Genomic DNA, 25,756 nt, shown 5'->3' on the forward strand with positions numbered 1-25,756 from the left:
GATGTCTGAATATTATCCTGTTGTTATTATTGTTTCGTTTGTCTGGCTTTTATTGGCTTTAACTATTTAGTCCTGGACTCGATTGCCGATAGGTCCAGTATGGCAATGTTAGATAGATATAAGAAAAAAGGTGGCTTTCTTCAACTTCTTCAATTGATCGAGACTTCGCCCAAAGCGAAGCAAGAACAGTTCTTGAGCTTGATAGCAAGCGAGAGCCCTGCTTGGGAGGAAGCTCTTAAGCGAAAAGCAATTACGGCTGACAAAATCTTGTCCTGGCAGCCAGAAATTTTAGCGGAGATCGTGACACGATTACCTCTTTTAACTGTGTCGGTTATTTTGCATGGAATGAACTCAGATGAAGTCGAACGCGTGATTAGTGCTTTACCGCCGATTACTCGTCGAAAGATCACTGACGGAATTGCAGAGGTGAACCCAAATCCGGGCGAGAAAGCGTCTTGCTTGATGAAGATGCAATCAGAAGTTCGTGGTTACATTTCCCAGGGAATTTTAAAATTAGATAAGATTGACCCGGAACTCGCAATTCCTGAAAACATCGAAGATATTTTGGGGACTCACTTTGCGACTTTATCTTTAGAAGACCTGGATGGTATCAAACAAGAGACTAATAAAATTGCACAAAGTCCATCAGGAGCTTCTGATGCGACAGTCCATCAACAAGAGATTGAATTTTTAAAAAGAAAGGTCAATCTATTGGTGGGAGAGGTCAATGCTCTGAAGCAGGAAAATATTGTTTTAAAAGACAAACTTGCTCAGATTAAAAAAATTGCCTAATGAGTTATGCCACATCTTCGTTTTAAAGCGGTCTCTGAAGAGACCGTTCGTCAATTGAGCAAGGATTTGCCTGCAGACCTTGCTCGAATCATTTCAACGACAGAAGATAATTTTAGTTTTGAATTGGTGCAAAATCGCTTCTTCGAGGGCGGGAAAGAAACTGCTTTTTATCCTTTTGTCGAGTTTGCTTGGTTTGATCGGGGGCAGGAAGTTCAGGATCGGGTCGCCGAGCTGATTACCGAAAAATTAAAGCAAATAACTCGGGCCGAGTATGTGGCAGTCGTCTTTCTAGATTTGCCTAAAAATTGTTACTATGAAAATTCGAAACATTTTGGTTCGTAGACTCTTCAATTGAAAAAGAGTTGGTAATCAGTCTAAAAAAGAATAAACTTTTTCTATAACAAGGACGTTATTATGAAGTTGGGTATTGAAGTTTTTCTCAATAATAAAAAATTGTTAGCCAGTCTTAAAGGGCAAAGAGTTGGACTAGTCTGCCATCCAGCCAGCGTTGATGAAAGTCTTCGCCATTCATTGGATTTGTTAAAGCCTAAATTAAAAGTGACCTGTGCCTTTGGGCCTCAGCATGGAATTCGTGGCGACAAGCAAGATAATATGATCGAGAGCCCTGACTTCGTGGATCCTGTACATAAAATTCCTGTGTTTAGTTTGTATGGAGAGGTGCGAAGGCCGACTCCTGAAATGATGTCCCACTTTGATGTATTGATTTTTGATCTTCAAGATTTAGGCTGTCGCATCTATACATTCATTACGACCCTTCTTTATGTGATGGAAGAGTGTGCAAAGCTGAACAAGCGAGTTATTGTATTAGATCGTCCTAATCCTGCTGGACGTGAAGTTGAAGGCTTTACGATGCTTAAGGGATGGGAGTCTTTTGTCGGAGCAGCCCCAATTCCTATGCGGCATGGTCTGACAGTCGGAGAATTGGCGTTGTATTTCAAAGATCATTACCAAATGAGTCTTGATCTAAGTGTTGTAAAAATGCAGGGCTACGTTCCTAGCAAAGGCCCAGGATTTGGCTGGGATCAAAAGCGAGCATGGGTGAATCCAAGTCCAAATGCGGCATCACTAAATATGGCGCGAGCTTATCCTGGGACCGTACTCATCGAGGGTACGACCTTGTCAGAGGGCCGAGGCACCACTCGAGCGTTGGAAGTGATTGGCGCTTCTGATTTGGACTATTCTAAAATTCTGCAATGGATGAAAAAGAAAGCCCCTCAGTGGCATAAAGGTGTGATTTTACGAGAGTGCTTCTTTGAGCCGACGTTTCACAAACACGTAGGAAAACTCTGTCATGGATTTCAATTTCACACGGATGTGCCCTCGTTCAAGCAAAATTATTTTAAGCCATTTAGATTAACGGCATTGATGTTGAAAGCAATCCGAGAATTATATCCTAACTATAAGATCTATCGTGAATTTGCTTACGAGTACGTTCACGATAAATTGCCGTTCGATGTGATAAACGGTGGGCCTGCATTGCGAGATTGGATCGAGAACGGAAAAGCGACGGTCGCTCAACTTGAGAAGGCTTTGCAGAAAGATGAAAAAGCTTGGATTAAAAACCGACGAAAGTATTTATTGTATAAATAAGGAAATTGCGTGGGGGTTTTTTGAATAAAAAATTAAGTGCAGAGGAATTGAATCAACAAAAGTCCCACAAGTCGGGAACCTTGGGATTTTTCGAAAATTTTCTTCGGAAATTTCAATTGATCTCTTATTTGTTAGGAATTCTGCCTGTTGTTCTTTTGTTTATTTTGGCTCTTAGTTTTGCTCTATTTCCTTTAGCTTATTTGTTGGTTTTAAATTTTGAAAAAATAGGACAGATTGCTAGTTTCGAGCTCGGACTTAGAATAGCCGGGTCATTTGCTGTGGGTCTGCTTGCATTTATTTTATTATTGCCGACGGTCGTAGCCTTGTTAAATCGCCCTATAATTCCCTTTGTAAAAAGCTATCGTGGGCCGTGGTTTTCACTAGAGTCGATTCCCTGGTTTTATCACAATGCTTTATTTTATTTAGTTCGCTACACGGTGTTGGATTTGCTGACACCGACACCTCTGTCCCTTGCTTTTTTGCGGGCGATGGGTATGAAGGTCGGTAGAGGGACTATGATTAATACGTCGAATATTTCAGATCCTTGTCTAATTGAAGTGGGTGAGCATGTGACGATCGGAGGATCGGTTTATATGATGGCGCACTACGGGATGAAAGGTTTCCTAATAGTTGATAGCTTAAAAATTGAAAATAAAGCCAACGTTGGACTTCATTCTTATTTAATGGGAGCTGTGGTTGTTGGCGAAGCTGCTCAAATTTTGCCGAATACAATGGTTTTACCTAAAACTATTGTGCCAAGCCACGCAAGATTTGGAGCTCCACAGGCTCGGGTTATTGAGCCAGGTAAAATCGAGGGTGTATGAGTACAAAAGTTACAGATGTCATCATTGTGACAACGGGTGGGACCATCGAAAAGACGTACAACGAATTTGACGGTTCTTTAGAAAATCGAGGGACCAGTATTAAAAATCGCATTCTTTCGAAGATGCGTCTTCCCTATACGAATATTCACGTTTATCCCTTACTAAGCAAAGACAGCCTTTATATGACCGATGAAGATCGAGAACTTATTGCGATGACCCTCAAAGATCAGATGCAAAAGAGTCAGCCCATCGTTGTATTGCATGGGACGGACACGATGAGTATCACTGCAGACTATTGCTTTAGCAAAATGGGCACGCCGAAAGTGCCAGTAGTCTTTACTGGAGCGATGATCCCTATGGGTTTCGAGGACTCTGATGCATCTCAGAACGTCACAGAAGCTCTGTTGGCAGCTAAACTCCTATCACCTGGATTCTATATCTCATTTCACAATCAAGTCTTCACTGTTCCTGGTGCAAAAAAGAATAAAGATAAAGGAACTTTTGAAAATTAATTATGACGAATATATCGGTGAGTGCGATCAAGACGGATCTATTTCAGGGTGGTCAAAATCTTATTGATTTTATTGTTCAAAATGTCCGTGCCGATTTGATCAAAGAAAATATGGTGCTGGCTGTAACTTCAAAATTAGTCAGCATCGCCGAGGGATGTTTGGTCTCGGCTCATGTAGACAAGAGCCAGCTTATAAAAGAACAATGTGATATTTATTTAGGGCCCATAGGTTACGGAAGTCACCTCACAGTCAAGCAGGGCTTGATGATTGTGTCCGCCGGTATTGACGAGTCTAATTCGGAATCTGCAGACTATATTGTATACCCTGAGAATCCTTTTGAAAGTGCTCAAAAATTGCATCAGGCATTAAGTGAGCGCTGGCAACTTAAAAGTTGGGGATTGATTTTGACAGACTCTTGCACGCGTCCTTTGCGACGAGGCGTCCAAGGTGTTTGTTTGGCTCACTGGGGATTTAATCCCGTTTTAAATAAAATTGGCGACAAGGATCTTTTTGGTCGTGAATTAAAAATGACTCAAGTTCATTTGGCAGACTCGATGGCTTCCATTTGTGTGATGTTAATGGGAGAAGCCAGCGAGCAAAGCCCACTGGCTATCATAGAAGGGCTTAAATTAGATTGGTCAACGACTTGCGATGCCAGTCAGCTTTCTTATAGCTACGAGGATGATATGTATCATCCCCTTTTGGAGTCACTTCGGGAAAAAAATTAGAATCTATTTCGAGCAAAGACTTCGACAGAGCATCTGAATTGAGATCCACCTAAAGGAAGGGCTTCAGCAGAGGCCTCGCAGATATGGTAAGTTTCTTTAGGGCCAGCGATGCCGTAACGGCGTCGGCGTTCTTCGCGGTGGGATGAATCATTCGCAGGACGAGTAAGGCCGCAACGAGTTCCGCTTTCGGATTCACACTGTTGAATTGCATTTCGTTCAGCATCACGAACTGCTCGAGTTCGGCATTCTTGTTCGGTGATATCACGTTCGTCGATTTTTCCAACCGCGCGAGTTGGAAGTACTATCGTTGGATGTTGGATTACTCTGTGGCCCATGAGTTGGCAGTTTTTGAAGTAAGTCGAGCGATTATTACACTCTTGGATTGCCTGGTAGCCATTTGTTTGAGCTCTTGAAATAGCTCGCTGAATGCAATCTTCCGGAGAAAATCCAATGGCGCTACCCCGGGAAACGCCTTCGGCGTTCATATCATTTCGGACCATTTCCAGAGCTCTGCGCTCGCCATCTTGTCGGGCATAATCGAGTTCTTGAGGATTGCAAGTTTGAGCAAAGGATTGAAGGCTGCTACAGATTAAAAGAGTGAGTATTGCGATTGATTTTTTCATGATCCCCCCGGACTCATTTTTAAGATGTTGGTGGTGAGTGGTCACCGACTACTTGGGTAAACAAGCAAAGATTGTGCCTAAAAATGTGGGGGCAGAATGACTCCACGACGTATGGTCGGGGTTGACGTTATGTTTACAGCTTATTTAAAGACTTCTGTTTTGAAGGATTCACCATTCAGACCCATTTTGAATTGAGTCAGTCCCTCTTTTTCATCGGGAAGGATACCTCCTAGATCAAAATATTCGACATTGAATTTTTTTAGGACCTCTATGGCTTTCCAGATCAAAAGATAGTGGGCGTTTGTGTCTCTTCCTAGTTGGGAGTTCCAACCTAGCCTATAGGAGGCAGATCGGCCGTGTTTCATGATGACGATACCTGCAACTGGTATTCCACTGATTTTTGCCCAAAGAATAATGGCGTCCTTAAACGGAAGCGCACTTTCGATTTCTTGTTTAAAGAACTTCCCAGAAGGGCCTTGAAATTTTTTTTGAGCTTTAAAGAAATCATACTCTTTTAAAAAATGATCAAGATGGAGGCCTTTATTGTCGGCAGTAATTGCAATATCACTTCGTTCTGCTTTATTAAGAGCATTCCGCCATTTTTGAGCAAGATTTTTTCTTAGTTCGGCGAGTGAAGGACGAATGTCTACCCAAAGTGTGTGAAAACTTTGGTTGGCATTTTTCAGACCTGCCTTTTTAAAGTCGATAGAGCTATCTTCGATAAAATTCCATTCAGGCATCCAACGGATTCTGCGTAGTAAACGGGGAGGATAGGCCTTTTGGAAAATCCGAATGAAGTCATTCATATTTTGGGGCGTTTCGTGACCTTCGAACCAGAGCGGGCCGCGATAAATACTTACAAAGTGAAGAGGTCCTAATTTTTGCTCTTGAATGGCAACAAGGCCGATGGGGGTGCCATCTTGCTCTATCGTCGCAAAATGGGTTTTTCTTTGATCTACCTTATGGGCAGCAGATGCGTATTGGATCGTCTGCATCCAAGATGTTCTTACGGGTTTTTCAAGCAGCGCGCGCCATTCGCCAACAGTTCGTAACGAAAAATTTAAACAGAGTGATGGCTGCGGTGGCGTTGATACAGAATCTGCTTTTTCCATTCCTTAATTCTGTCAGAACGCTGCGGGATTTCATAGTTAGACTCGACTGCTGATTCGGGAAGACTTTTGTCGTGCTGGAAGGCAGCTTAATTGTTTGACTCGATTAAAGAGCGATGATCAAGTTAAGAAAGAAGCTTAATAAAATCAAATCCTTACGAATATGTAAGGTCACGTTGAGGTGAAAATGACTGCACAATCTTTTTTTAATAAAAGAATCTTTTCTGCTGTTTTACTTTGCTCGGCTCTTACTTTTGTTTCTTGTACTAAAAAAGCGGACAATGCAACGAGCCCCAATGAGGGGGGGGCCGCAACTAGTAAAAAAGTTTTAGTGGTGGGATCTGATGCCGCATACTCGCCGTTTGAGATCGAAAATGCCGATAAATCAATCACAGGCTTTGATATTGATGTGATCAAGGCGATTGCAACAAAGGCCGGGTTTGAAATTAATATTATCAATACTCCGTGGGAAGGCCTCTTCACTCAGCTTGAAAGCGGGGATCGCGATATCTTGATTTCTGCAATTACGATCACCGATGAACGTAAAAAAGTGATGGATTTTTCTGAACCTTATTTCGAAGCAGTCCAGCTAATTGCTGTGCCAGCAAAGTCAAAAGTGAATAAATTTGCCGAGCTTAAGAATTTAAAAGTCGGAGTTCAAACCGGCACGACTGGTGATGAAGTTGTAAGTCAGTTGTTAGGCAAGACGAATGCAAATATCAAACGTTTTGAGTCGACGCCTCTGGCATTACAGGAATTAGTCAATGGCGGTGTTGATGCAGTCGTCGCAGACAATGGTGTTGTGGATAACTTTGCAATGAATAATGGCAAGTCTTTCCGAACTATTTTAGATACAAGTTTTTCTAAAGAGTACTATGGAATCGCTGTTAAAAAAGGAAACATAGAGCTACAAAAGAAAATTAATGAAGCTTTGGTAGCAATAAAGTCTGACGGAACTTACGATTCAATCTATAAAAAGTATTTTTCTAAGTAGTATCGATGTTTACTTGGTTCAGAACTGATATTATTATTGAGTACTGGCCTTTGTTTATTCAAGGGCTTGTCATGACCTTAAAGCTGACGAGTATTGGAATTTTCTTTGGCACCCTTCTGGGTTTGTTTTTGGGACTTGGGAAAATAGCAAATGTAGACAGAGGTTGGGAAAAATGGGTCATACGTTTGTTCGTGCGGTGGCCGTCTCAGATATATGTGGGTTTCTTTCGGGGAACACCTTTGTTTGTGCAGATTTTATTAATTCATTTTGCTTTGGTCCCAACCCTTATTCATCCTGAACACGGTTTTTTTATTTCTGGAGAACTAGCACTCGAGCTGAAGCGTGAGTACGGGGCTATGATCTCGGGCGCCATTGCTTTGAGTCTGAATTCGGCAGCTTATATAGCAGAAATTTTTAGGGCAGGTATTCAATCTATCGACAAAGGGCAGTTTGAAGCATCACGGTCGTTGGGGCTGAGCTACGCTCAAACGATGAGATTTATCATTATTCCTCAGGCCTTTAGAAGGATGTTACCTCCTTTGGGCAATGAAGCTATCACCTTGCTAAAAGATTCCTCTTTAGTTTCAGCTATTGGATTGGCAGAACTTGCTTATGCAGCAAGAACAGCTGCTGGAGCCTATGCTCGTTATTGGGAGCCTTATTTGATGATCTCGCTTATGTATTTAGTTATCACTTTAGCTTTATCTTATTTGGTTCATACTCTTGAAGAGAGGTATCGAAACATATGATTCGCGTTCAAGGACTTCAAAAGTTTTTTGGGAAGAAGCAAGTTCTTAAGGATGTGAGTTGTAACATCCAACCCAACGAAGTTGTTTGTGTTATCGGTCCGTCGGGTTCGGGAAAGTCTACATTTTTGAGATGTCTCAATGCGCTTGAGGTGGCCAATGGCGGAGAGATATTTATTGACGAGGTGGAAGTGACCTCTGGGGATACAGATTTAAATATTTTGCGAGCAAAAGCTGGGATGGTTTTTCAACGCTTTAATTTATTTCCGCATTTGAACGTGCTTCAGAATATTATGCTGGCACCTGTTCAAGTGAGTTCGATGGCTATTGCAGAAGCTGAAGTTCTTGCAAAAAATTTGTTGGATCGAGTGGGACTTAGTGACAAGTATGAAGCTTATCCTTCCGAACTTTCAGGGGGGCAGCAGCAGCGAGTAGCGATTGCAAGGGCGTTAGCTATGAAGCCTGACGTATTGTTGTTTGACGAGCCAACGTCAGCACTTGATCCAGAGATGGTTGGCGAAGTGTTGGACGTTATTAATGGCTTAGCGAAAGAAGGCAAAACGATGGTCATTGTGACCCATGAGATGGGCTTCGCTAAGGAAGTGAGCGATCGGGTGTTTTTTATGGATGCAGGTCAAATTGCGGAAATTGGAACTCCAGCGGAGATCTTCGAAACGCCGAAGAACCAAAGAACAAAAGACTTTTTAAGTAAAGTCCTTCGCTCTTAGGGGCTTTTCTTCGTTGGCATTTTAGCTTTCAGCTCTTTTATTTTTGAATCAAGCTTTGTCATAAATTGGGGGTCTTTTGCAAACGGAGACTTTTTTGAAAGCCCCACGTACATCCCAGTGACGACCACACGTAGCGGAAGAACATCGATTTGGTCTTTAAGCATAAGATCATTTAAAACTTTTTGACCAGCATGAAGCCCTGCGACTACGTAGTCTGCGCGTTCTTTGGTGATCATTCTAAAGCATAGCTCTGTAGATCCCACTCGAGTCATTTTCAAAAGTTCACTATCGAGCTTATCGAAATCGGCCCCAAAGCTGTCATTTATGATCGCAACACCTTTATATTTTGCCAAATCTTTAAGATTTTGAATCTGGATGTTTTTATTCTTTTTAGCTACGAAAATTGCCGACTCATCATCCATGAAGGGTTTATTCGAAAACAACATCCACTCTTCACGCTCTGGAGTACGGTAGGGAGGAAGTAAGATATCAATCGCTCCGGTTTTTACTTGATCTTGCGCTCTTGCCCATGACCCGGTATGCACGACTCGAACCTTGTATCCTAGCTCTTCCAGGGCCTTCGTGATCAGAAGGACACCTTGGCCTTCAAGCTTCTTGTTAGCGCTATTGAAGTGAGTCACCGGAGGATAGTCTGGATGCCCAGTGAGACTAATAATTTTGTCAGCAGAGGCTTGAGCGCCGATAAAGCCCAAGAGAATAAAAAGTACTGGTAGAGTCGTCGAGATTTTCATTAGATTCCTCAATTTACAGATCCATTTATTTTAGCCAACACTTTCTAATTTAGCTAAGGATTGCGAAATCCTTGCTGGCATTTAATTTGGGAGTGTTCACGTATTAAAATGGAGCACTAAATTATACGATAATCTGCGGGAACGCGAGAAATCGTCGCACTTGTTAAAGACTAATAAGGATGTTGATAGAATATCCGAAGAGTATTTCAGAAGTCTCATTTAATTCGATTAAAATAAATCAAGGTTGTTTTTCAAGTGCGACATCAGCAAAAGATATTACAAATTTAATCTTTGAAAGCAACCCAGACAAATGCAGCTTCAGCTGAAGAGTGTGTGGCGACGTTAGAGCAGCTATTGGCCTAGGGCTTAACCTGCTTTTTGGTTCTTAAGAGCATAGGCAGCCTTCATCCATTTTCGTAGGCCCTGGCTTTCGGCAGGGTCTACGCCTAGAAATAAAAGAAAGACTTCGAATTCCCCCGAGCTTCCCTCAATTTTTTTGATTTCCTTAACCTGAGCGGCAAGATCTTTTTCTAGAAACTGGGTGTAAATCGTTAAGACCATCCCTTTATCAAGCTCTTGATCGGTTTTAATTGTCATTCCAAATTCCGAGATACTTTTCATTTCATAGCGAAATCCAAGGTCGACAGGATTATTTACTTCAAGTGTAAAGAGTTGGGATTCTGCTAGAATTTTTGTTTCGGTATTATGAATGGCAAGTTTTTGCACGGTGAGACTGTAGTCTAAAGGAGAAATCAGAACGTCGGTGAATCCAATTTTGACTAAATTTTTTGTTTTTTCTACATCAGGCTTTCCAGTAACCAAGTAGATTGGAGATCCTTTATTTAGCGTCGTTTCCGTCTTTGCCAGAAAGTCTTGTATCCATTTTTCCGGACCCGTATCCAAATAAGTCTCGTCTACCAAAATTGAGTGCATTTTGTGGACATCGATATATTCTGATGCTTTGGTTGAATCCGAAGCCGGATAAATTTTGAACGCAAGATTCGGCATATTTTCTTGGATTCGATTGGTCATGATTTGGACTCTCTTGGCTAAATCAAGACTTGGACTTAGAACTATCAGATTGATTGTTGTTTGTGACATAACGCCTCCCATATTGTCGCTGTGTTGGGGATGCGTTTCGTTTTGATATTTCTGGGGAGTGATCCCCAATAGCAACTTGGTATATATATCGGAATAAAACGGATAATACTTAAGTCCTGTAACAAATTATCCCGGAAGATCACCTTTTTGCATTTTTATCTGCAAATGAAGCACTTCAGAGTTGTAAACTTTGTCTGCCTCATCAGATAGGCGAACTAGTCCCACGAGGGCTTCGATTTGTTGGTTGATAACATGGATATATCTAGGGGATATTCGGCGAGTCATCATCTTGTTCATTAGCGGCTGAAAGTTAAAATCTGAAGTGAATTCGATATCCCAGCGATCAAACTTGTCGTAGTGAATTTTCAAAAGGTCATCTTTGGGGAAGCGGTATTCAGTATTTATCGCATGGACGTAGTCGTCTTCTATATGAGCGATTTCGACGGATTCTAAATCGTGAATAGCTTTTTTTAAATGAGATAAGTTCTTAAGCTCTGAAATCCTTATCGGGCTGCGCGAAAGAGTTAAAATCAAAAACAGATAGTAGTTTTCTTTTCGAAGGGCCAAACTTGCAACTTGCTTATATGAGAGCTCTTTGGCCAGCCCGTTATTGGGAGCTGTTGTTTTTGAGTTTGAGCTGGTTAGTAGGTCATCATTTTTTACTTCGAAAAGATAATTATGGGTTGGAAACAGCTGGGCGCAATAATTCAGAATCAGTTCTTGGCCGAACTGCTTGTTGAGGGCTGCGGCAATCTGGTGAATCAAGATGCTTGATGGCAAAAGCACGCCCTTTTCGATCTTAACAAAATGCTGATAATTACACTCAAGCCCCCTCTTTTTGAGGTGCAGATACAGTTCTTTGCTGGTTTTACAGCCGAGTTCCTTACGAATCTTAACTAAAGCCTGACTGATCAAACTCATAAATCTCCACTAATAAGATTATCGCATTTTTTAAGACTTTCTTTAGGGTTGAACATCCAATAAAGACTGGTCATCAAAAAAATTAGAGGTCTAGTATGTTTCGATTTTTATTAGCAGTACCTTTGTCCTTATTGATTTCAAATTTTTCGTGGGCGGGTAATGGGGTTGAGCGCGGAGTGGTTGTTTCTGGAGTTGTTCAGTTTGAAGTTCCTGAGGTCTCTCAGTTTTTGATTAAGCAATTGGCGAATTGCAAGCTTGGTCAGGGGCTTGAGACTTTTAACATAAAGTCAGTTCAGCAGACACGGGACCGAGTAGATCAGGGAATTATTGATATTTACTATTCCATTGAACTTGAACACTTGAGTACCGACGGACAGATTTTAAATAGTTTAAGTATGGAGATTCTGGACAGTGACTTCAGTAACTGGAGAAACTACGAAGAGAAGCTCTCTGTAAATTTAATTAAAGATCAAAATAATTTTTGCAAAAAGTAATTCATTAACTAAAGGGAGACTAAATGAAAGCACTTTTAATCGCATTGGTAACATTGGCATCAGTTTCAGGATTTGCAGCAAATCAAGCAGCACTTGAAACAAGACACTACGATCTTATCGTAAAGAACATCAACGAAGTTTGTGGTAGCTTCAGAGGCCTACAAGTTGTTAACGTTGAAAAAGAAACTATTCGTGTTGATCAGGGTATTATCGATGCAAACTACGTGACTACCTTGGTGGGCGAGCAAAGAATGGATCAAAATATCTTCGACGAATACACGATCACAGTTTATTCTTCTTATTCAGACAGCTATGACCATTCAGCAAAAGACTGGGGCAGCTATTCAGTAGACAGCGTTCGCTGCGTAATGAAGTAATCAACCCACAAAAGGCCGTGCTAAAAAGCACGGTCTTTTTTTTGGAAGGCGAAGTTTAGCGGAGTCTCCGCCAAAGCAGGATGGGTTGAAACGGTGATTGGTCGCCGTGAATTTGTAGGTTGTTTTCGTTTTGATAAAGAATAACGAAACCGTAGTTCTTCATATTGACCCGATAGATATCAGTTAGGATAGGCCTAACGTCAAAGCAGATTGAATTTTCTTCCGAGCAGATTTCTTTTTCATTGCCACTTAGGCTTGAGATTTCTGCGGGACTTAGTGGCGTCACACAAAAATCACTTTCGAAATCAGACCCGGGTTGAGTCCATGCTCCGTTCTTGTAGGGATGGGCCTGATCCCATGTGGACAGCATCATCCAGTTTTTTGCTATGGGACAGATTTGAAGATCGTTGAATGTCACAGCACTTGTGGAAGTAGTGGATTTGATCCTGACTAGAGTTGGGTATTGATCGAGTATGGATGGATTGATTTCATTTAAATCTGAAATTCGCATTAATAGCCGAGAATGAATATTCAGATCATAGGTGCGAGCATTGAACGAGCGGGTATCTTGAGCGTCAGAAATATTCTCGGAAATCAATTTGATCTCTTTGAAGCTGGATTTTTTTAGGTTTGTATTTGTGATGACATTTGGATCAAGAGCTGGTCCAAGAGTAATGCCTTCGCAAGCAGACAACAGGAAAAGGCAAAGAGTATATATTCCAAGTTTAGAGATGGCATTCATTGGAGATTCCTTCGTTAGTAGTTAAAAATGAGGCTTCCGCCGACATTAGATGTTCCGGCCCCGAGTCCCATAAGATTTCCGAAATCAGACAGGGTGTAACCAGGGGTTTTATCAACAAGATGTTGAGAATAGGCTTGTATCTGAAAGTTGTCTTTAGCGTAAGAGATTCGGGGGCCGATTTTAAATGCTCGTATGCGCTCGGGCTCGTTAACAAACAGCGAGTCATCCGATTTGATTTTAGAGCCATCCGTTAACAGGAAGTCCCCAAAGATACCCAGAGATATTTGTTCAATTTTTATCCCGGCTTCTATACGTGTATCTAAAACTGCAGAATATTCTTCAGAATAGTTTACGTTGCCAACTTTGAACTTCTTTTGGCTACCAGGGATGATGGATACAAAGTTTTCAGTGTAAAATAGCGGCGATGATTTTTTCATCGAAACACCGATTGTCAGAGTGTCTCGGGTTTTAGGGAGATTTTTGAGCTCCTCGTTGGATAAAGTGTAAAGTGCAGCTTCGGCAAATCCATCGATTTCAAATCCTCTCCAAGTCGAGAAGAGGGAGTTCGCAGAGACTGCCAAGGGCCCCATGAAAGACTTTTTTTCCAGATTCAGATATGAAAATCGGATGCCGATACCTTGAACGCTAGAGCTTTCTCCGAAGGGGTAGAGCAGGCTTTTAATTTCATGCATGCCGTTGATTGGGAACGAGCTTTTATCTTGTTTAGTTAGCTGATAGCCAGTGTAGCTATAAGAGAAGGTCGAAGGATTTAAAAGTTTAGCAGTTGGTGGCGGAGCAAGCTTAGTTGTGGATTGAATAGACTCTGCAGATGCGTAAACTTCATTTGAAGGCTTCGTGCTGTTTTTAAGATGTTTGTCGACCACGGCTTGGGTGCGATCGATATTGGCATCAGTGCTAGTAAGGGCCAGTGTGATTTCGCTAACCGCGGCCTCAATTTGATTGATAGCTTGGGGAAGGGCTCTGTGAAGGGCCTCATGAATATGTAAGTTGATGAGTTGTTCTTCTGAAAGCATCATCGCCGCGGGAAAGAAGCGAACTGGGGCATGAGGCTCTGCAAATGTGCGTGCGTAGACGAAACGGCCATCTTTGGAAATTTCGCCTTGATTGTCAGTGTCGAGGACTGGTGAAACATTGGTTTGGCTTAGATAGATGTCAGCTTTTTCAAGTTCCGCAATCAATTTAGATAGGCCTGCAATATTCTGAACATTTTGCTTTTTTAGTAGCTCGACGGCTTTATCGCGAGTGCTGATAAGAATGCCTGATTGGATTTTATCCATTTTTTCAAGATCGCCTCCGGCGTCGCCATTACCGACTTTGGTGGGATTAGCGTTGGCAGCAGAAAGTACCAAGGAAAATAGGAACAATATAAGGAATGATTTGGCAAAGGTGTTCATAATTACGACTCCTTCGTGATTTTAGTAAGGGGGAAAAAACAGACTTGAAGTTGATAAACCTCTTCGCCGTTGGGTTTGTGTTGTTGTTCAATGAAGCTATCAGTGAGTTCATTGAGGGCTGCTTTTATTTTTGGAATGTCTTTGATCGAACAAGTGATTCCAACGGACTGAAATTCGCGGTAGTCCATGGGAATTTCTTGAAGAGCCTCTTGGGCTTTTCCAAGTACTTGGTGGTGATAGTTGCGAATGACCGAAGAGGGGAGGGGCGTTTCAACTTGAATGACTTTAAGTTGGGGGTTTTTCTTCGATTTATTCGTTTGGAGGCTGACCATTCCCTCGGCGAGCAGGTCTTGCATGGCAAATCCGGCTTCTATCTGGCTAATGCCAAGGCGTTTAGAGATGTGAGCGGGTGTCCATTTAAAGTTGGGAGTGTTCAAAAGATTAAGAATTGCAAAATGATACCATTTCGAAATTTTCTGAAATTTATCAACTTGAAGATGAGTTTTTGAATCTGGCGGGGAGTCGATAATAGTGACGCCATTTTTTTCAAACTGCAGCACCTCCATAAACTTTTTTTGTTGTCCTGGAGTGAGTCCTAAATTCTGAATAACCTTCTGAGACGAGGTGTAGCTGAGGGTTCGTTCCCCACGCAGGACCAACGAAAGTTCAGCGGCATGAATTCCCAGCGCCTTGGCGAAGCTTCGCATCGAATACCGAGGATTGGCCTGAATCCGCTGTTCCAGCTGATTTTTTAAAAAGTCTTTAATGTACGCATATTCATAAATCATGCGGCCAATATAACCACCTAAAATCCCAGCGACAACCCAATATGTAACAATCTGTTACGCCTATGTAACACCTACAAATTGTTAGGGAATTGAGGGGGGAATGTAAGGGCGACTCTTTAGTTGACTGCGATAAAATCAATCCTAGAATTTATCTAATGGACATTTATCTATAAAATCATTGGAGGGGCTAATTACCGCTCATATAATGGGGTTATATCTGGTTCCAGAAGCCAATGGTAAAGGGTGTGGAAGATGGATTGTTCAAGAAATGATTGCAGAGGCAAAAAGGCAAAATGTCTTTAAAGTTCATTTGGAATCAACTTTAACTGCGCACGGTTTTTATAAAAGCATGGGCTTTGTGAATTCAGCAGAAATGGCAACCATTGAAATTGGTGGTTCAAAGATTCGATATATTCCAATGATGATGGAATTAAGAAATAGTTGATTAGGTGGCGACTGTATCTAAAAAATTTAGGTAACTAACACCAAAAGGCAAGGTATCGATTTGTGTTCAAATTGAGTGGGGTGATAAAAATAAAAAAACCGAACTCAAAGGTTCGGTTTTTTAGATAAATTGGTCGCCAGACTGTACGTGTAAACGCACGCGTCCAACCTATTGAAATCATTTATAAAGCGCCTGATAAATCGAAGGCATTTATTCCTGAAATTGTCGATTTATACAAGAAAAACCTCTCACTGCGAGATAATTCCAAAGAGCTCAACATCCCAAAAACGAAGGTTCGCGAGCACTTAATAAATGCGGGTGTTGTCCTGAGGCCTAAGGACCCAACCCCTGAGCAGGTGATGCGTTGGCGTATAGGAAAGACTAAGGCACCTCCACCTTTTGGGTTCTGTTACTTCCAAGGCAAGCTAGTGAGGAATCCAATCGAATATGATGCGCTCCTGAAAATCCATCGCCAATGGAAGTTGGGGATGAATGCAAATGAAATCACCCGATATTTGAACGGAAAGAAGATCAAGCCTCGAAAAGCCAAGGAATGGCATAACAAGGCCGTTAAAAAGATTGTTGCACGGTTTGAATCTAAGAAAATAGTTATTGAAGGAAAAGGTATATGAACTTAACGAGTCTTATTCAATGGTGTCTGGGAATTATTCTTGCTTTCAGTGCTGTTCGTCACATTGATGAAATTCATCGAAGCATATTGAAGGCGCAGGGTGCATTACTTTATCAATCACGAACCGCGGGTTGGGGATCTCCAAGATTCTTACAACAGCAAAAGTAATCTGGATTACTTTCGCCAATCTTTAAAATGTAAATGCTCCTTTTCAACCCATGCTTCAACACCGCATTCCATGAATCCTTGTGGAAGAGGATTCAATGCATTTGGATTGTGGATTATACGAAAACATCGGCCGTTAGTTCTTTGCGAATTAACGAAATGATGAGGGTTGTAAATTACTGCGCTAATGTATTCGGCATCCTTGGTAACGAATACGTTAGTTGAGACGGGGCTTCCATTTTTTTTAGATATTGATTCCCGGAATCCGTATTTAAATTCGATTGGCTCCTCAGCATGAGTTCCATCAAATTTGATCGGAACATGCCATGCGCCGTTGTCTAATGGAAAAAGTGCTTGCTCCATATGACTCATGCCAAAGAAGTCTATCGCAGTTGAAATCTCGCCAGCTGTTACTGCTAGAATTAACGGTTGCGAGCCTTTAACCACACCAGAGCGTAGCCAGCGTTGGTGCTGTTTAATCTTAGAATCAATGGCATTACGAAGTCTGATAATTATTCCATTGTCGTCAGGATGGTAAACGCTTCCAAATGGGGGAGATGATACCGCATCCGGCCCAGCTCCGGGCTTTGCAGATACAGCCTCTAGAATAACCTCTTCGCCGCCGATTAAAAATCGTAAATCAGGACCCTCACTACCTGTAGGAATTAATTTAAAACGACTTTGCATGAATAGTGATATTTCCATTTGCCATGCACAAGATTGAAACTGCTTTACTGCGTCGAGGAGGAAGTCGGAGTCGGGGCAATATACTGAATATTCCTTCCACATGAGTTCCAATATCTCTCTGACGTCAGATCTAAACTCTGAATCTCTATTGATGAGGTACGCCTGGTCGATATCAGTTCCTTGGGGAATCGTAATTGAAAAGAATCTACCATGTATTTCGGTTTTCGTTGAACTCAATGTAATACCTCGCTAATTTTTTTTAGCTTAAATGAGCCGATTCCAATAGTCTGAACCCGTGGGTATTTGATCTTTAAACTTATTTGTAAAGTCGTCTAAGTAGGCTTTGACTGTCGTTTTTCCAATTCGTTGTTTAGCATGGATAATAGTAGCGCAAGTCGCAAATTCTATTATTCGAGCCATAAAGTCATAAAATTCAATATTCATGGTATTATTAGTTTTTTTATCTGCGTCTACATACTTGTACGTTAGGAAGCTGAAATCGCGATAATGTGCCTTGGTTCTGTAGCGATAAAGACAGTTCATAAAATTGATCTTCAATTTTATCAACTTTTGATTTAGCAAGTCTTTGTCAGATTGAAGTCGACCATTAAGTGGACGTTTTAGCGTTGCTTCTAATTCTTCTCTTTGAGCACCAATATAATATTCTAAAGTTCCAATTAGGTAACCATGAACGATGTCTTGACTATATGTCTTATCAAGTAGGGTGCCTGAGTAGGTTCCATTGATGTATCCAAAACTATTATTTGTAGTAGAAAGTAATGTAACCACTGCATAAAACGCGTCTAGGAAAGTTTTTCGTCGTCCGGCATGCTGAGTTCCATGAATACACAGCGTGCAAAACAACTTATCGAAGAAATTCAAGAACTCACCCGCCAATATCATGCTGAAGTAAGTTCAGTCAGGAAACCCTGGCCGAAATCTATAAAAACGAGAATCCAAGAATTGTTTGAACTAGACGTACCGGTGAAGAAAACAGCTCGGCAAATCGACATCCCCTATGCGACCATTATGTCCTGGCGAATTCGGCCCAAAAAGAAAATCAAACCAGATTTCCATGCCCTCACAGTTAGACCCAGTCCAACCGTCACAGTTGGACCATCTAACAATCAGAAGTCTAATAGTGGTCTAACTGTGACGGTTAGAACACCTGAAGGATATATTTTGGAAATTCCCGAAGCCATTGCGGCCAAAACCATTCTTGAACTTCAGCGGGGGGTCTCATGTTTCTAGATCGCAAGGGACTTCGCGCATTCATCTATCGAGAAAGTATAGATATGCGGTGTGGGTTTGAAAAGTTGCACTCGCTTTGTGTTCACCAAATGCAAGCCATCATGGATCAGGGGCATGTGTATATATTTTTCGGAAAAAACCGCAAACGAATCAAAGCTCTGTTTTATGATGGTACTGGATTGGTACAGATTTCAAAGCGTATGGAAAAGGGCAACTTCATGTCTTTAGCAGATTTACTTGGCCGTTCCGAAGTCAGTCTTGCAGAATTAAAGATGATTTTTCATGGCAGTATGATCAGAACTCCGATTGTGGATCGGTCGCTATCAGCATCAATACCACAAAATGCACTGACGCAAAGGGAGTCAGTTGATCTTCCCAAAGGGGCCATTCAGAATCTTGTCTGATGGATGAGCGAACTCGACGAATTATTGAAAGCGAAAAAGATCCCCGCATTTTGCAGGCGCTTTTGACACAAGCACTCGAGTTCATCGATCAACAAAAGGCTTTGGTAGCAAAACTTCAGGAGGAGCAGGCGCTGAGCGCACAATCCAAGTTTAATCTCGATGAGCGCGTTAAACTTCTTCGCCGAAGTATTTTTGGCAAATCCGCAGAAAAAAGAGCTGAGGCAACAGACCGCCCGCGCGATAAGAGTCAGACCGAGGCTTTGTTATTTAGCCAGGCCGCATTTCCTGCTGAAGTTTCACGCGAGGATCAAACAAAAAACAAGTGGTCTGGTCTTCCAACTCAAGAAGTTGAACATCATTTTGCTGATCGCGAACTTGATGAAGAAGCAAAGCTTCGTGGTATTGAAAATCCGCAGCCATCAATGTGGAAAAATACGGGCCTTTATGATGAATCCTTCCGCATAGAAATCATCGAACGCTCTTACTTCAAAGAAATCCACAAAAAGTTCAAATACAAGCTTGATCCAAAATTCAATCCCGATCCTGATAAAGAAGTTATTATCACGGCCAATGGCCCTTCGGGTCTATTGCCGGGAATGAATTACTCCACAGATTTTGTCGTCAGTGTTGTGGCGGATAAATATATCAGCCACATGCCACTTGAAAGACAAATTCGAGAAATGGAGTCTTTGGGACTTAAGGGAATCAAGAACAGTACTTTATCCAGAATGGCCGGACTTGTGGCAGCAAGTTTGGAATCCATTCAGGCAGAAATTCTTAAGGAACTTAAAGTTACTGATTTAGCACTTCACCTGGATGAGACGCCTTGGAAAATCCAAAACAAAGATGAAAAGGACGGCTATATGTGGGTTGTGAGCAACCGCTATGGTAGTCATTACTTATTCAAACCCACCAGGTCAGGGCAAGTTGTAAAAGAATTTTTGGATGGATACAACGGTCCAGTGGTGACTGATGGTTATAGCGGTTACAATGTTCTTCAAGAGGCGGCAATCCCACAAGCTTTCTGTTGGGCCCATGGCCGCAGAGAATTTATAAAAATCGAAGACCACGATCCATCGGTGAAACCCATCTTAGATGACATCGATAAATTGTTTGAGATCGAGCGCGAGGCTAAGTCTTTCGAGGAACTCGCAAATATTCGAAGGACCAAAAGTCTCGTTGTTGTAAATGATTTAAATCGAAAACTTCTGGAAGAGTTTCCGAAGTCCCGGCCAGGAAGTCAGAAGCGCAAAGCCATTGAGTACCTCACCAAACGGTGGGATGGTTTTACATTGTTTTTAGGGGACATCCGCATTCCACTTTCCAACAACGAAGCCGAACGCACAATTCGACATGCTGTCGTTGGAAGAAAAAACTATTATGGTTCTGGAAATCATGCTGGTGGAGAAACAGCTGCGACCTTGTTTTCAATTATTGAGACGTGCAAAAAGAATGATCTTGATCCGCGGACCTATCTTAGCATGGCACTGCATATGGTGGCCGACGGAAAAACACCGCCGACGCCACTGGCACATGCCCGAGCCCTTCGTCAATAACGCGTCTTACGCAGGGTTTACAAAGTAATTCGGGTAACACACATTTAAAGTTATTTTTATTGATGAGATTTTTTCCATTCCACGTTGTGGGGTCGAACTCGCTCACAATATTAAAAGGATAAGGCAAGATGTTTTTAGTGTTATGATAAATGGAAATATTCTTCCCATGCTTGTTGTTTTCTGGGACATCTCGAATCATAGCTATGGAGATGAACACATTGTACAGAGCATAATAAAAATCTGAAATGCTTCCAACTAGATCACAATACTTAAAGTAGTTAGCGTCATATTTGAAACGAATCGAATTCCCTAAATTGATTCCGTGGAAGATTTTCTGAAATATTTTTCGCTCGATAGTTTGCTTTGGTTTTTGAACCGTAACAGGAGAAAAATGAGTGTCTAAATTTGGTTTCCAATCGTCGGGAGTTGCACCATAGTGATGCTCGATCTCGGATGCAACTGCATAGATCCAATTGTAGGATGAGTTTTCAGCATAAACATTATTTTGGTCACCTGCGTTTTGATCAACTAGCATTCCTTAATTATTTCGATCAGGTATATGTAAAACAATATTAAATTTAGTTCCCAACGCCAAATAATCTTTGGAGTGAACCCCGATTTTTTGGACACGGTTTAAAAGTTCACGGACTCCTTATACTCGACCGGGCTCTTCATGCCAAGGGCTGAGTGCGGAGCGACGTTGTTATAGTCAGCAAACCATTGCGGTAAAAGCTTAAGAACCGTCTCTGCACTGTCGCAGTCTGCTTGATAAACGTAATCCCTCTTAATTGTTTTAACGAAGGCTTCGGCCATACCGTTGGACTCTGGACTGTATGCTCTGGTGTAGCAGCATTGTAGGTTCAATTCTTTACCAAGATCCTTTACTGATTTCGCTCTGTAAATTGACCCACGATCTGACAACCACTGGATCTCCCTAGGGCATCTCAACGACTCACCAAATCTCGCTTCAACAGCTTTAACCATTAGCTCTTCGATGTCGTCGGCAGACAGTGGCTCGGTTCTAGCGACGTAAGCAAAAGCTTCTCGATCACAGCAGTCCAAGGCAAATGCCACGAAAACTTTTTCGCCATTAAAACAACGGATTTCCATTCCATCCGAACACCAACGCAAGTTTGGAAACATTGTCATTACCACGCCCGTATGTGGTCGCTTCTGCTGCGGCAATGTTTGTGGCAGTGAAAGGCCATTCATACGCATGATTCGCTGAACACGCTTGCGATTGATCTTATTGCGACCGTCAAGAGACCTCTGGCGATTCACCATCGTGGTAACTCGGCGATAACCGTAAGTTGATCTGATGGCGATAACACTTTTGATTTCTTTTAAAATTACTTCATCTTCCGATTTTTGGTAAAAGCGAGGCATGCCAATTTCCTCCTGAGAAACTGGTTCGTAGTAAAGTGAACTTCGACTGATTTCGAAGGCTTCCGCGATGTGGGTTACTTCATACCGATCAAGCGCTTTGACTTCTTTGGCGGTTGAAGTGCTTTTAAGATCGCTTTTTTTTGGACGATCTCCAGACCATCTTTCAAGATGTCGTTCTTGATCGCCAACTCACCAACCTTGGCTTTGAGATTTTGATTCTCAGCTTTGAGCTTGTCGTTTTCTTCGATCAGCTTTTGGATGTATTCCGCATTGACTGGTGATTCGTCTTTTTTGTGGTTCATTTGCCTCTTCCAACTATAGAGAGTGATAGCATGAACCCCATATTTCCTGGCAAGTACGGGGATGGAAATTCCCTGCGAATAGTGCTCTTTGATGATTAATTGCTTCTTTTCCTGTGTAAATACTTTCCGTCTGCTAGACGTTACTTCCATAAAGACCCCCTGGGTTGGGTGTCCAAATCAAATCGGGGTCAGGAACATCTTGGTTTGTTAATAAGGAATTAAACTGAACTAATGTCTTGAAGCGGTTTTTTCGGAACTTGAGTTTCGATTCCTGGCATTTGTTCTTTGAACACTTTTTCACCTGCTGCTCGGATAGCAAGATCGTGTTTGAATCACGAACTTCGACATGGGAAAGTCCACGAGTATTTTCAAGTAAAAAGTAAAACCCCTTTTGGTCTGTAAAAATGAAATGTGTACGATACAAAACAACAATGCTTTGTATCGTACGCGAAAATCGACTTTTAAATTCTGAGATTAAGCTTTGGAGATTGCCAGGATTCGAAGTCCGCCTCTTAAGACAATGATCGCTATGATCAGGCCGACGATCAAGTCAGGCCAGTTGGACTGTAGAAGCCAAACTAGGGCGCCAGCTATGATAACTCCGGCGTTCGCAATAACGTCATTTGTTGAGAAAATCCAACTCGCTTTCATGTGCACTTCACCATCGCGATGTTTTGATAGTAACCAAAGGCAAAAGGTGTTTGCGATGAGTGCTACGGAGGCGACTCCCATCATCAGAAACTCTTCGGGTTCACTGCCGAATGCAAGTCTGCGGGAAACCTCCACTAAGGCACCAACTGCCAGTATAATTTGGAGATATCCACTCAGGTGGGCGGCTTTCTTTTTTAGTTGGATTGTCTTACCAACTGCATAAAGGCTAAGGCCGTATACGGCAGCATCTGCGAACATATCAAGAGAGTCGGCAATCAATCCAGTTGACTGGGCGTAGAGCCCTATTGAGAGTTCGACAATGAACATAATGCCATTAATTGCAAGAAGCTGCCGCAAGACTGTTGCTTCGGACGCTGCAGTTTTGCTGTCTACTTCTGCCGGGCCGAGTAATGCTTCTTCCATTTCTGAAAGGTCCCGTGAATTTGAAATCTTCGCGCCAAACCCCAACGGCTCTAAAGCCCTTAGAAGTTTAGTAGAATCTCCTTCGTGCGAGATGGTTAGTTGTCGAGACTTGAGATTAAAGGCCAAATCCTTGATAGCATCATTGCCATCAAGTGCCATGCGAATGATTTTCTCCTCAGATGGGCAATCCATCTGAGGAATATCAAAGACTGTCTGTTTCAAATTAAGGCTCCCTAGTGAGTCTCTGCTTTTTCTTTAGCTTGTGCGGCTTCGTATTTCTCATTCACTTCCCAACATTGAGACTTTCTAAATTCTTTATTGAGTCTTCCTTTTTTTTCTGCACATTTATGAGCTTCTTCGTTGTTTGTTGCTTTGGGGCAGTCCTTTTTGCAAGCGGCGACCACGTCAGCGCTTTCTTGTGCGTAAGATGAAAGTGAAATGAGAAGGGATGTAAGTACTAAGAGGCTTTTCAAATGTGACTCCTTTTTTTGATTTTCATTAAGGTACGGTTTATTGACATTACTAACATACTTGCACTATGATGCAAGTATGCACTCAATTAATATTGAACCTACGGCGCTGCTTCAAGCAATTGCAGATAAAACAAGACTACGGATTCTTCGCATTCTGGTATCTCTTCCTAAAGAAGAGGCTTGCCTATGTGATTTAACGGATAGCCTACAGGAACCAGAGTATAATGTTTCAAGGCATCTCAAAGTTCTAAGGAATGCGGGACTCTTAAGTTCTCGTAAAGATGGGCGATGGGTGTATCAGAGTTTAAGCTCTGAGAAATCAGTGAAGCCATTTTATAGACTCATCGCCGAGATTCCAGATCTAGATCAAACATTCGCTAAAGACTTAAAACGTTTTAAAAACGAGCTAGCAAAGCGTTCCAACAAACTTTGTACCAAAGATGGATCGGATTTTGAGCGTCAAGCACCTCGTTCACCTCGCAAAGTAACCGTATGAAAAAGACTATAATTGCTCTATTGTTTTTCTTTTCTATTCAAAGTCGGGCGTCATGCCCCGAACCACTGAAGTCAGGATTTGATGCTTACCAATGTATTTTAGAGCAAAGTCCTGGGATGCAAGCGTTACGCTTTAGAGAGGATGAGGTTAAAGCCCTCTCTGCAAAAGCCAAGCAAATCCCGAATCCTGAGCTTGATGCCGGTCTTGAATTTACTGGGGAGAAGAAGCTCGAAGTAAGTCTACTTCAGCCACTTGAAATCGGAGGCAAGAGAGGTGCTCGCGTAGAGCGAGCCCAAGCCGAAGCTTCGTTTTTGTCGGCAAAAGATCTTGAGGCGCGCATAGAAGCTTCAAATGCGGCCCTTGAATCTTTAATTCGTCTTAGACAGCTTAAAGCTGAGGCTGATTTGGTCAAAGATAGTCTTTCAATTCTTGATCGAGTGAATCGAAAATTGAAATCTCGACCAGCTCTATCGCCGGAACAAAAAACGACACTTCGTTTGTTCTCTACATTTGAAAAGACTTTGCTTTTTAGAAAACTCAATATCGAGAAAGATGTCCAAAAAACAAATGCATTTATTGAAGGCGCCATTGGAAGGCCTATCACTAAGAATGATCATCTTGATGTAGCAGCTTTTAAAAAGTGGCCAAGTCTTGATTTAGCAACAGCCTCCACGCAAACGACAGCTCTTAGGACTTCAATGGCCGAATTGGAGCTTGCAAAATCAGAAATGAAATTGGCTCAGAGTGAAAGCTGGCCGGATTTACGAGTTGGACCTAGTTTTGAACGCCAGCCTGACGAGAGCGAGGCTTCATGGGGCGTTAAAGTCGGAGTGACTATTCCTCTTTGGAATATAAATGGTGCTGGCAAAGATCTCGCTAAAGCCCGCATGAAATCTGCGCAAGCGATGCATGAATCAACCAAACGTCAACAAATGAGTCAGATCAATAGTCTTCAGAAACAATATGAAGACTTGATAAAAATATTGAGCGAAATGGAGCCAGTAACTGACCTAACTCGCTCTGTTAAGGATAGTGAGCGGCTGTTTGATAGATCCCTGATCTCTCCCGCATCACTTATTGAGATGTATCGCTCGACTTTCGAACTTATCGAGGAAATTCATAGAAACGAAATTCAGGCAATGCTGATGTGGTCAACAGCCGAAAACTTGAAAGGTTCATTTCCAAAGGAACTACCATGAAACATTTTTTACTTGTTGCAATGATTCTTTTCACTTTTAAAGGTTTTGCAGAGGAAGCGGAAGAAGGAAAAAAGGGCAGGGTGGGCCCCGGAAAAGCTGTGATTGAAGCGTCCGAAAAGGAAGGCCTTAAGCTTTCAGAAAAGGCACTCAATAATTTGGAGCTTGAGTTTTTGAAAGTCTCTGAAAAATCCACTTTGGTAGTTCCAGCGTCATCGTTGGTTCACTTTCAAGATTTCTCTGCTGTTTATAGAGAACGGGCGGGGTGGTTTAAGATGGTAGAAATTGAGCCTGTTATTCAAGGATTGTCTGCTCATTTCACATCGAAAGATATTTTGCCTGGGGACCGAATTGTAACGAGGAATGCCGGGCTGATTCGAGTCATTGATCTCGATGTCTTTGGGCCTGAAGCTGATGCTTGCGCGGATTAATT

Annotated in this window: 35 protein-coding genes; 20 read left to right on the forward strand and 15 right to left on the reverse strand. The window is 42.0% G+C overall.

Annotation, left to right across the window (positions count from 1 at the left end):
• Positions 1-99: 99 nt before the first annotated feature.
• The 6 genes from AC04MN_RS09130 (at position 100) to AC04MN_RS09155 (ending at position 4,467) form a co-directional block, all read left to right on the forward strand.
• On the forward strand, positions 100-792 hold the full coding sequence (locus AC04MN_RS09130; RefSeq protein WP_475382879.1) for a FliG C-terminal domain-containing protein: 693 nt from the start codon (positions 100-102) through the stop codon (positions 790-792).
• A gap of 6 nt (positions 793-798) precedes the next feature.
• Complete coding sequence (locus AC04MN_RS09135) at positions 799-1,134, forward strand: DUF1904 family protein (RefSeq protein WP_475382880.1); 336 nt, start codon at positions 799-801, stop codon at positions 1,132-1,134.
• Positions 1,135-1,206: 72 nt separating this feature from the next.
• Positions 1,207-2,403 (forward strand): exo-beta-N-acetylmuramidase NamZ family protein, encoded by a 1,197-nt coding sequence (locus AC04MN_RS09140; protein ID WP_475382881.1) that lies wholly within the window; start codon positions 1,207-1,209, stop codon positions 2,401-2,403.
• A gap of 20 nt (positions 2,404-2,423) precedes the next feature.
• Positions 2,424-3,227, forward strand: coding sequence for a hypothetical protein (locus tag AC04MN_RS09145; RefSeq protein ID WP_475382882.1), 804 nt, complete (start codon positions 2,424-2,426; stop codon positions 3,225-3,227).
• Complete coding sequence (locus AC04MN_RS09150) at positions 3,224-3,739, forward strand: asparaginase domain-containing protein (protein WP_475382883.1); 516 nt, start codon at positions 3,224-3,226, stop codon at positions 3,737-3,739. Before AC04MN_RS09145 ends, AC04MN_RS09150 begins: the two co-directional genes overlap by 4 nt.
• A gap of 2 nt (positions 3,740-3,741) precedes the next feature.
• Positions 3,742-4,467: a coenzyme F420-0:L-glutamate ligase gene (locus tag AC04MN_RS09155; RefSeq protein ID WP_475382884.1), complete on the forward strand. Its 726-nt coding sequence runs from the start codon at positions 3,742-3,744 to the stop codon at positions 4,465-4,467.
• Here the strand turns inward: AC04MN_RS09155 and AC04MN_RS09160 are convergent.
• Together AC04MN_RS09160 and AC04MN_RS09165 are read right to left on the reverse strand one after the other, a co-directional pair.
• Positions 4,464-5,090, reverse strand: coding sequence for a hypothetical protein (locus AC04MN_RS09160; protein WP_475382885.1), 627 nt, complete (start codon positions 5,088-5,090; stop codon positions 4,464-4,466). The two genes, AC04MN_RS09155 and AC04MN_RS09160, sit on opposite strands and share 4 nt — an antisense overlap.
• A gap of 140 nt (positions 5,091-5,230) precedes the next feature.
• Positions 5,231-6,202: a GNAT family N-acetyltransferase gene (locus AC04MN_RS09165; RefSeq protein WP_475382886.1), complete on the reverse strand. Its 972-nt coding sequence runs from the start codon at positions 6,200-6,202 to the stop codon at positions 5,231-5,233.
• 184 nt (positions 6,203-6,386) lie between these two features.
• On the opposite strand from AC04MN_RS09165, the gene AC04MN_RS09170 reads away from it, so the two are divergent.
• From AC04MN_RS09170 to AC04MN_RS09180, 3 genes are read left to right on the forward strand one after another with little or no spacing between them, the layout of a single operon-like run.
• Positions 6,387-7,193 carry a basic amino acid ABC transporter substrate-binding protein gene (locus AC04MN_RS09170; RefSeq protein ID WP_475382887.1) on the forward strand — a complete coding sequence of 269 codons (807 nt, stop codon included), beginning with the start codon at positions 6,387-6,389 and terminating at the stop codon, positions 7,191-7,193.
• A gap of 5 nt (positions 7,194-7,198) precedes the next feature.
• Positions 7,199-7,942 (forward strand): amino acid ABC transporter permease, encoded by a 744-nt coding sequence (locus tag AC04MN_RS09175; RefSeq protein WP_475382888.1) that lies wholly within the window; start codon positions 7,199-7,201, stop codon positions 7,940-7,942.
• Positions 7,939-8,667, forward strand: a complete 729-nt coding sequence (locus AC04MN_RS09180) for an amino acid ABC transporter ATP-binding protein (protein WP_475382889.1) — start codon at positions 7,939-7,941, stop codon at positions 8,665-8,667. The genes AC04MN_RS09175 and AC04MN_RS09180 overlap by 4 nt, the downstream gene beginning before the upstream one ends.
• Here AC04MN_RS09180 and AC04MN_RS09185 read toward each other — a convergent pair.
• The 3 genes from AC04MN_RS09185 to AC04MN_RS09195 all read right to left on the reverse strand — a co-directional run bounded on the left by AC04MN_RS09185 (position 8,664) and on the right by AC04MN_RS09195 (position 11,441).
• A complete protein-coding gene (locus AC04MN_RS09185) occupies positions 8,664-9,419 on the reverse strand; it encodes a substrate-binding periplasmic protein (RefSeq protein WP_475382890.1) in 756 nt (251 codons plus the stop codon). The two genes, AC04MN_RS09180 and AC04MN_RS09185, sit on opposite strands and share 4 nt — an antisense overlap.
• Positions 9,420-9,785: 366 nt before the next feature.
• On the reverse strand, positions 9,786-10,520 hold the full coding sequence (locus AC04MN_RS09190; protein ID WP_475382891.1) for a hypothetical protein: 735 nt from the start codon (positions 10,518-10,520) through the stop codon (positions 9,786-9,788).
• A gap of 126 nt (positions 10,521-10,646) precedes the next feature.
• The gene (locus AC04MN_RS09195; protein ID WP_475382892.1) at positions 10,647-11,441 is read right to left on the reverse strand and encodes a hypothetical protein; all 795 of its coding nucleotides are present in this window, start codon (positions 11,439-11,441) and stop codon (positions 10,647-10,649) included.
• 95 nt (positions 11,442-11,536) lie between these two features.
• Between AC04MN_RS09195 and AC04MN_RS09200 the strand changes: the two genes are divergently transcribed.
• Together AC04MN_RS09200 and AC04MN_RS09205 are read left to right on the forward strand one after the other, a co-directional pair.
• Positions 11,537-11,935, forward strand: coding sequence for a hypothetical protein (locus tag AC04MN_RS09200; RefSeq protein ID WP_475382893.1), 399 nt, complete (start codon positions 11,537-11,539; stop codon positions 11,933-11,935).
• A 23-nt stretch (positions 11,936-11,958) separates the two neighbouring features.
• On the forward strand, positions 11,959-12,312 hold the full coding sequence (locus tag AC04MN_RS09205) for a hypothetical protein (RefSeq protein WP_475382894.1): 354 nt from the start codon (positions 11,959-11,961) through the stop codon (positions 12,310-12,312).
• Positions 12,313-12,367: 55 nt separating this feature from the next.
• On the opposite strand, the gene AC04MN_RS09210 is transcribed toward AC04MN_RS09205, so the two are convergent.
• The 3 genes from AC04MN_RS09210 to AC04MN_RS09220 are packed head-to-tail and all read right to left on the reverse strand — an operon-like array spanning position 12,368 to position 15,257.
• The gene (locus AC04MN_RS09210) at positions 12,368-13,054 is read right to left on the reverse strand and encodes a hypothetical protein (RefSeq protein WP_475382895.1); all 687 of its coding nucleotides are present in this window, start codon (positions 13,052-13,054) and stop codon (positions 12,368-12,370) included.
• Positions 13,055-13,068: 14 nt separating this feature from the next.
• Complete coding sequence (locus tag AC04MN_RS09215) at positions 13,069-14,469, reverse strand: hypothetical protein (protein ID WP_475382896.1); 1,401 nt, start codon at positions 14,467-14,469, stop codon at positions 13,069-13,071.
• A 2-nt stretch (positions 14,470-14,471) separates the two neighbouring features.
• Positions 14,472-15,257 (reverse strand): DUF4423 domain-containing protein, encoded by a 786-nt coding sequence (locus AC04MN_RS09220; RefSeq protein WP_475382897.1) that lies wholly within the window; start codon positions 15,255-15,257, stop codon positions 14,472-14,474.
• 178 nt (positions 15,258-15,435) lie between these two features.
• Here AC04MN_RS09220 and AC04MN_RS09225 point away from each other — a divergent pair, with 178 nt between their 5' ends.
• The 3 genes from AC04MN_RS09225 to AC04MN_RS09235 all read left to right on the forward strand — a co-directional run bounded on the left by AC04MN_RS09225 (position 15,436) and on the right by AC04MN_RS09235 (position 16,501).
• The gene (locus AC04MN_RS09225) at positions 15,436-15,702 is read left to right on the forward strand and encodes a GNAT family N-acetyltransferase (protein WP_475382898.1); all 267 of its coding nucleotides are present in this window, start codon (positions 15,436-15,438) and stop codon (positions 15,700-15,702) included.
• Positions 15,703-16,061: 359 nt separating this feature from the next.
• The gene (locus AC04MN_RS09230; protein WP_475382899.1) at positions 16,062-16,334 is read left to right on the forward strand and encodes a hypothetical protein; all 273 of its coding nucleotides are present in this window, start codon (positions 16,062-16,064) and stop codon (positions 16,332-16,334) included.
• A complete protein-coding gene (locus AC04MN_RS09235) occupies positions 16,331-16,501 on the forward strand; it encodes a hypothetical protein (protein ID WP_475382900.1) in 171 nt (56 codons plus the stop codon). Before AC04MN_RS09230 ends, AC04MN_RS09235 begins: the two co-directional genes overlap by 4 nt.
• A gap of 6 nt (positions 16,502-16,507) precedes the next feature.
• Here the strand turns inward: AC04MN_RS09235 and AC04MN_RS09240 are convergent, their stop codons facing one another.
• Positions 16,508-17,422, reverse strand: coding sequence for a hypothetical protein (locus tag AC04MN_RS09240; protein WP_475382901.1), 915 nt, complete (start codon positions 17,420-17,422; stop codon positions 16,508-16,510).
• Between the two features lie 27 nt (positions 17,423-17,449).
• Positions 17,450-17,974 (reverse strand): hypothetical protein, encoded by a 525-nt coding sequence (locus AC04MN_RS09245; RefSeq protein ID WP_475382902.1) that lies wholly within the window; start codon positions 17,972-17,974, stop codon positions 17,450-17,452.
• A gap of 51 nt (positions 17,975-18,025) precedes the next feature.
• Between AC04MN_RS09245 and AC04MN_RS09250 the strand changes: the two genes are divergently transcribed.
• From AC04MN_RS09250 to tnpC, 3 genes are read left to right on the forward strand one after another with little or no spacing between them, the layout of a single operon-like run.
• A complete protein-coding gene (locus AC04MN_RS09250; protein WP_475381866.1) occupies positions 18,026-18,436 on the forward strand; it encodes a hypothetical protein in 411 nt (136 codons plus the stop codon).
• Entirely contained in the window at positions 18,427-18,840 is a 414-nt protein-coding gene (gene tnpB / locus AC04MN_RS09255) for an IS66 family insertion sequence element accessory protein TnpB (protein ID WP_475381867.1), read from the forward strand. The genes AC04MN_RS09250 and tnpB overlap by 10 nt, the downstream gene beginning before the upstream one ends.
• On the forward strand, positions 18,840-20,396 hold the full coding sequence (gene tnpC / locus AC04MN_RS09260) for an IS66 family transposase (RefSeq protein ID WP_475381868.1): 1,557 nt from the start codon (positions 18,840-18,842) through the stop codon (positions 20,394-20,396). Before tnpB ends, tnpC begins: the two co-directional genes overlap by 1 nt.
• Here the strand turns inward: tnpC and AC04MN_RS09265 are convergent.
• The 5 genes from AC04MN_RS09265 to AC04MN_RS09285 all read right to left on the reverse strand — a co-directional run bounded on the left by AC04MN_RS09265 (position 20,317) and on the right by AC04MN_RS09285 (position 23,631).
• Positions 20,317-20,931, reverse strand: coding sequence for a hypothetical protein (locus tag AC04MN_RS09265; protein ID WP_475382903.1), 615 nt, complete (start codon positions 20,929-20,931; stop codon positions 20,317-20,319). The genes tnpC and AC04MN_RS09265 overlap by 80 nt on opposite strands.
• Positions 20,932-21,029: 98 nt before the next feature.
• Positions 21,030-21,851, reverse strand: coding sequence for an IS3 family transposase (locus tag AC04MN_RS09270; protein WP_475382970.1), 822 nt, complete (start codon positions 21,849-21,851; stop codon positions 21,030-21,032).
• Positions 21,852-21,856: 5 nt separating this feature from the next.
• Complete coding sequence (locus AC04MN_RS09275) at positions 21,857-22,234, reverse strand: transposase (RefSeq protein WP_475381949.1); 378 nt, start codon at positions 22,232-22,234, stop codon at positions 21,857-21,859.
• A gap of 324 nt (positions 22,235-22,558) precedes the next feature.
• A complete protein-coding gene (locus AC04MN_RS09280) occupies positions 22,559-23,380 on the reverse strand; it encodes a cation efflux transmembrane domain-containing protein (protein ID WP_475382904.1) in 822 nt (273 codons plus the stop codon).
• Between the two features lie 11 nt (positions 23,381-23,391).
• The gene (locus AC04MN_RS09285) at positions 23,392-23,631 is read right to left on the reverse strand and encodes a hypothetical protein (protein ID WP_088616657.1); all 240 of its coding nucleotides are present in this window, start codon (positions 23,629-23,631) and stop codon (positions 23,392-23,394) included.
• A gap of 76 nt (positions 23,632-23,707) precedes the next feature.
• Here AC04MN_RS09285 and AC04MN_RS09290 point away from each other — a divergent pair, with 76 nt between their 5' ends.
• From AC04MN_RS09290 to AC04MN_RS09300, 3 genes are read left to right on the forward strand one after another with little or no spacing between them, the layout of a single operon-like run.
• Positions 23,708-24,127, forward strand: a complete 420-nt coding sequence (locus AC04MN_RS09290; RefSeq protein WP_088616658.1) for an ArsR/SmtB family transcription factor — start codon at positions 23,708-23,710, stop codon at positions 24,125-24,127.
• Complete coding sequence (locus AC04MN_RS09295; protein WP_475382905.1) at positions 24,124-25,326, forward strand: TolC family protein; 1,203 nt, start codon at positions 24,124-24,126, stop codon at positions 25,324-25,326. Before AC04MN_RS09290 ends, AC04MN_RS09295 begins: the two co-directional genes overlap by 4 nt.
• Positions 25,323-25,754, forward strand: a complete 432-nt coding sequence (locus tag AC04MN_RS09300; RefSeq protein ID WP_475382906.1) for a hypothetical protein — start codon at positions 25,323-25,325, stop codon at positions 25,752-25,754. Before AC04MN_RS09295 ends, AC04MN_RS09300 begins: the two co-directional genes overlap by 4 nt.
• Positions 25,755-25,756: the final 2 nt, after the last annotated feature.

It is taken from the genome of Bdellovibrio sp. ZFWA1, from assembly GCF_056175665.1.

What these genes read in the sequence shown, in the direction of transcription:
- AC04MN_RS09130 (WP_475382879.1), top strand. Translation starts at nt 100, where the DNA reads ATGGCAATGTTAGATAGATATAAGAAAAAAGGTGGCTTTCTTCAACTT.
- AC04MN_RS09135 (WP_475382880.1), top strand. Translation starts at nt 799, where the DNA reads ATGCCACATCTTCGTTTTAAAGCGGTCTCTGAAGAGACCGTTCGTCAA.
- AC04MN_RS09140 (WP_475382881.1), top strand. Translation starts at nt 1,207, where the DNA reads ATGAAGTTGGGTATTGAAGTTTTTCTCAATAATAAAAAATTGTTAGCC.
- AC04MN_RS09150 (WP_475382883.1), top strand. Translation starts at nt 3,224, where the DNA reads ATGAGTACAAAAGTTACAGATGTCATCATTGTGACAACGGGTGGGACC.
- AC04MN_RS09155 (WP_475382884.1), top strand. Translation starts at nt 3,742, where the DNA reads ATGACGAATATATCGGTGAGTGCGATCAAGACGGATCTATTTCAGGGT.
- AC04MN_RS09160 (WP_475382885.1), bottom strand. Translation starts at nt 5,090, where the DNA reads ATGAAAAAATCAATCGCAATACTCACTCTTTTAATCTGTAGCAGCCTT.
- AC04MN_RS09165 (WP_475382886.1), bottom strand. Translation starts at nt 6,202, where the DNA reads ATGGAAAAAGCAGATTCTGTATCAACGCCACCGCAGCCATCACTCTGT.
- AC04MN_RS09170 (WP_475382887.1), top strand. Translation starts at nt 6,387, where the DNA reads ATGACTGCACAATCTTTTTTTAATAAAAGAATCTTTTCTGCTGTTTTA.
- AC04MN_RS09175 (WP_475382888.1), top strand. Translation starts at nt 7,199, where the DNA reads ATGTTTACTTGGTTCAGAACTGATATTATTATTGAGTACTGGCCTTTG.
- AC04MN_RS09180 (WP_475382889.1), top strand. Translation starts at nt 7,939, where the DNA reads ATGATTCGCGTTCAAGGACTTCAAAAGTTTTTTGGGAAGAAGCAAGTT.
- AC04MN_RS09185 (WP_475382890.1), bottom strand. Translation starts at nt 9,419, where the DNA reads ATGAAAATCTCGACGACTCTACCAGTACTTTTTATTCTCTTGGGCTTT.
- AC04MN_RS09190 (WP_475382891.1), bottom strand. Translation starts at nt 10,520, where the DNA reads ATGTCACAAACAACAATCAATCTGATAGTTCTAAGTCCAAGTCTTGAT.
- AC04MN_RS09195 (WP_475382892.1), bottom strand. Translation starts at nt 11,441, where the DNA reads ATGAGTTTGATCAGTCAGGCTTTAGTTAAGATTCGTAAGGAACTCGGC.
- AC04MN_RS09200 (WP_475382893.1), top strand. Translation starts at nt 11,537, where the DNA reads ATGTTTCGATTTTTATTAGCAGTACCTTTGTCCTTATTGATTTCAAAT.
- AC04MN_RS09205 (WP_475382894.1), top strand. Translation starts at nt 11,959, where the DNA reads ATGAAAGCACTTTTAATCGCATTGGTAACATTGGCATCAGTTTCAGGA.
- AC04MN_RS09210 (WP_475382895.1), bottom strand. Translation starts at nt 13,054, where the DNA reads ATGAATGCCATCTCTAAACTTGGAATATATACTCTTTGCCTTTTCCTG.
- AC04MN_RS09215 (WP_475382896.1), bottom strand. Translation starts at nt 14,469, where the DNA reads ATGAACACCTTTGCCAAATCATTCCTTATATTGTTCCTATTTTCCTTG.
- AC04MN_RS09220 (WP_475382897.1), bottom strand. Translation starts at nt 15,257, where the DNA reads ATGATTTATGAATATGCGTACATTAAAGACTTTTTAAAAAATCAGCTG.
- AC04MN_RS09230 (WP_475382899.1), top strand. Translation starts at nt 16,062, where the DNA reads ATGCGTTGGCGTATAGGAAAGACTAAGGCACCTCCACCTTTTGGGTTC.
- AC04MN_RS09235 (WP_475382900.1), top strand. Translation starts at nt 16,331, where the DNA reads ATGAACTTAACGAGTCTTATTCAATGGTGTCTGGGAATTATTCTTGCT.
- AC04MN_RS09250 (WP_475381866.1), top strand. Translation starts at nt 18,026, where the DNA reads ATGAATACACAGCGTGCAAAACAACTTATCGAAGAAATTCAAGAACTC.
- tnpB (WP_475381867.1), top strand. Translation starts at nt 18,427, where the DNA reads ATGTTTCTAGATCGCAAGGGACTTCGCGCATTCATCTATCGAGAAAGT.
- tnpC (WP_475381868.1), top strand. Translation starts at nt 18,840, where the DNA reads ATGGATGAGCGAACTCGACGAATTATTGAAAGCGAAAAAGATCCCCGC.
- AC04MN_RS09265 (WP_475382903.1), bottom strand. Translation starts at nt 20,931, where the DNA reads ATGCTAGTTGATCAAAACGCAGGTGACCAAAATAATGTTTATGCTGAA.
- AC04MN_RS09275 (WP_475381949.1), bottom strand. Translation starts at nt 22,234, where the DNA reads ATGGAAGTAACGTCTAGCAGACGGAAAGTATTTACACAGGAAAAGAAG.
- AC04MN_RS09290 (WP_088616658.1), top strand. Translation starts at nt 23,708, where the DNA reads ATGCACTCAATTAATATTGAACCTACGGCGCTGCTTCAAGCAATTGCA.
- AC04MN_RS09295 (WP_475382905.1), top strand. Translation starts at nt 24,124, where the DNA reads ATGAAAAAGACTATAATTGCTCTATTGTTTTTCTTTTCTATTCAAAGT.
- AC04MN_RS09300 (WP_475382906.1), top strand. Translation starts at nt 25,323, where the DNA reads ATGAAACATTTTTTACTTGTTGCAATGATTCTTTTCACTTTTAAAGGT.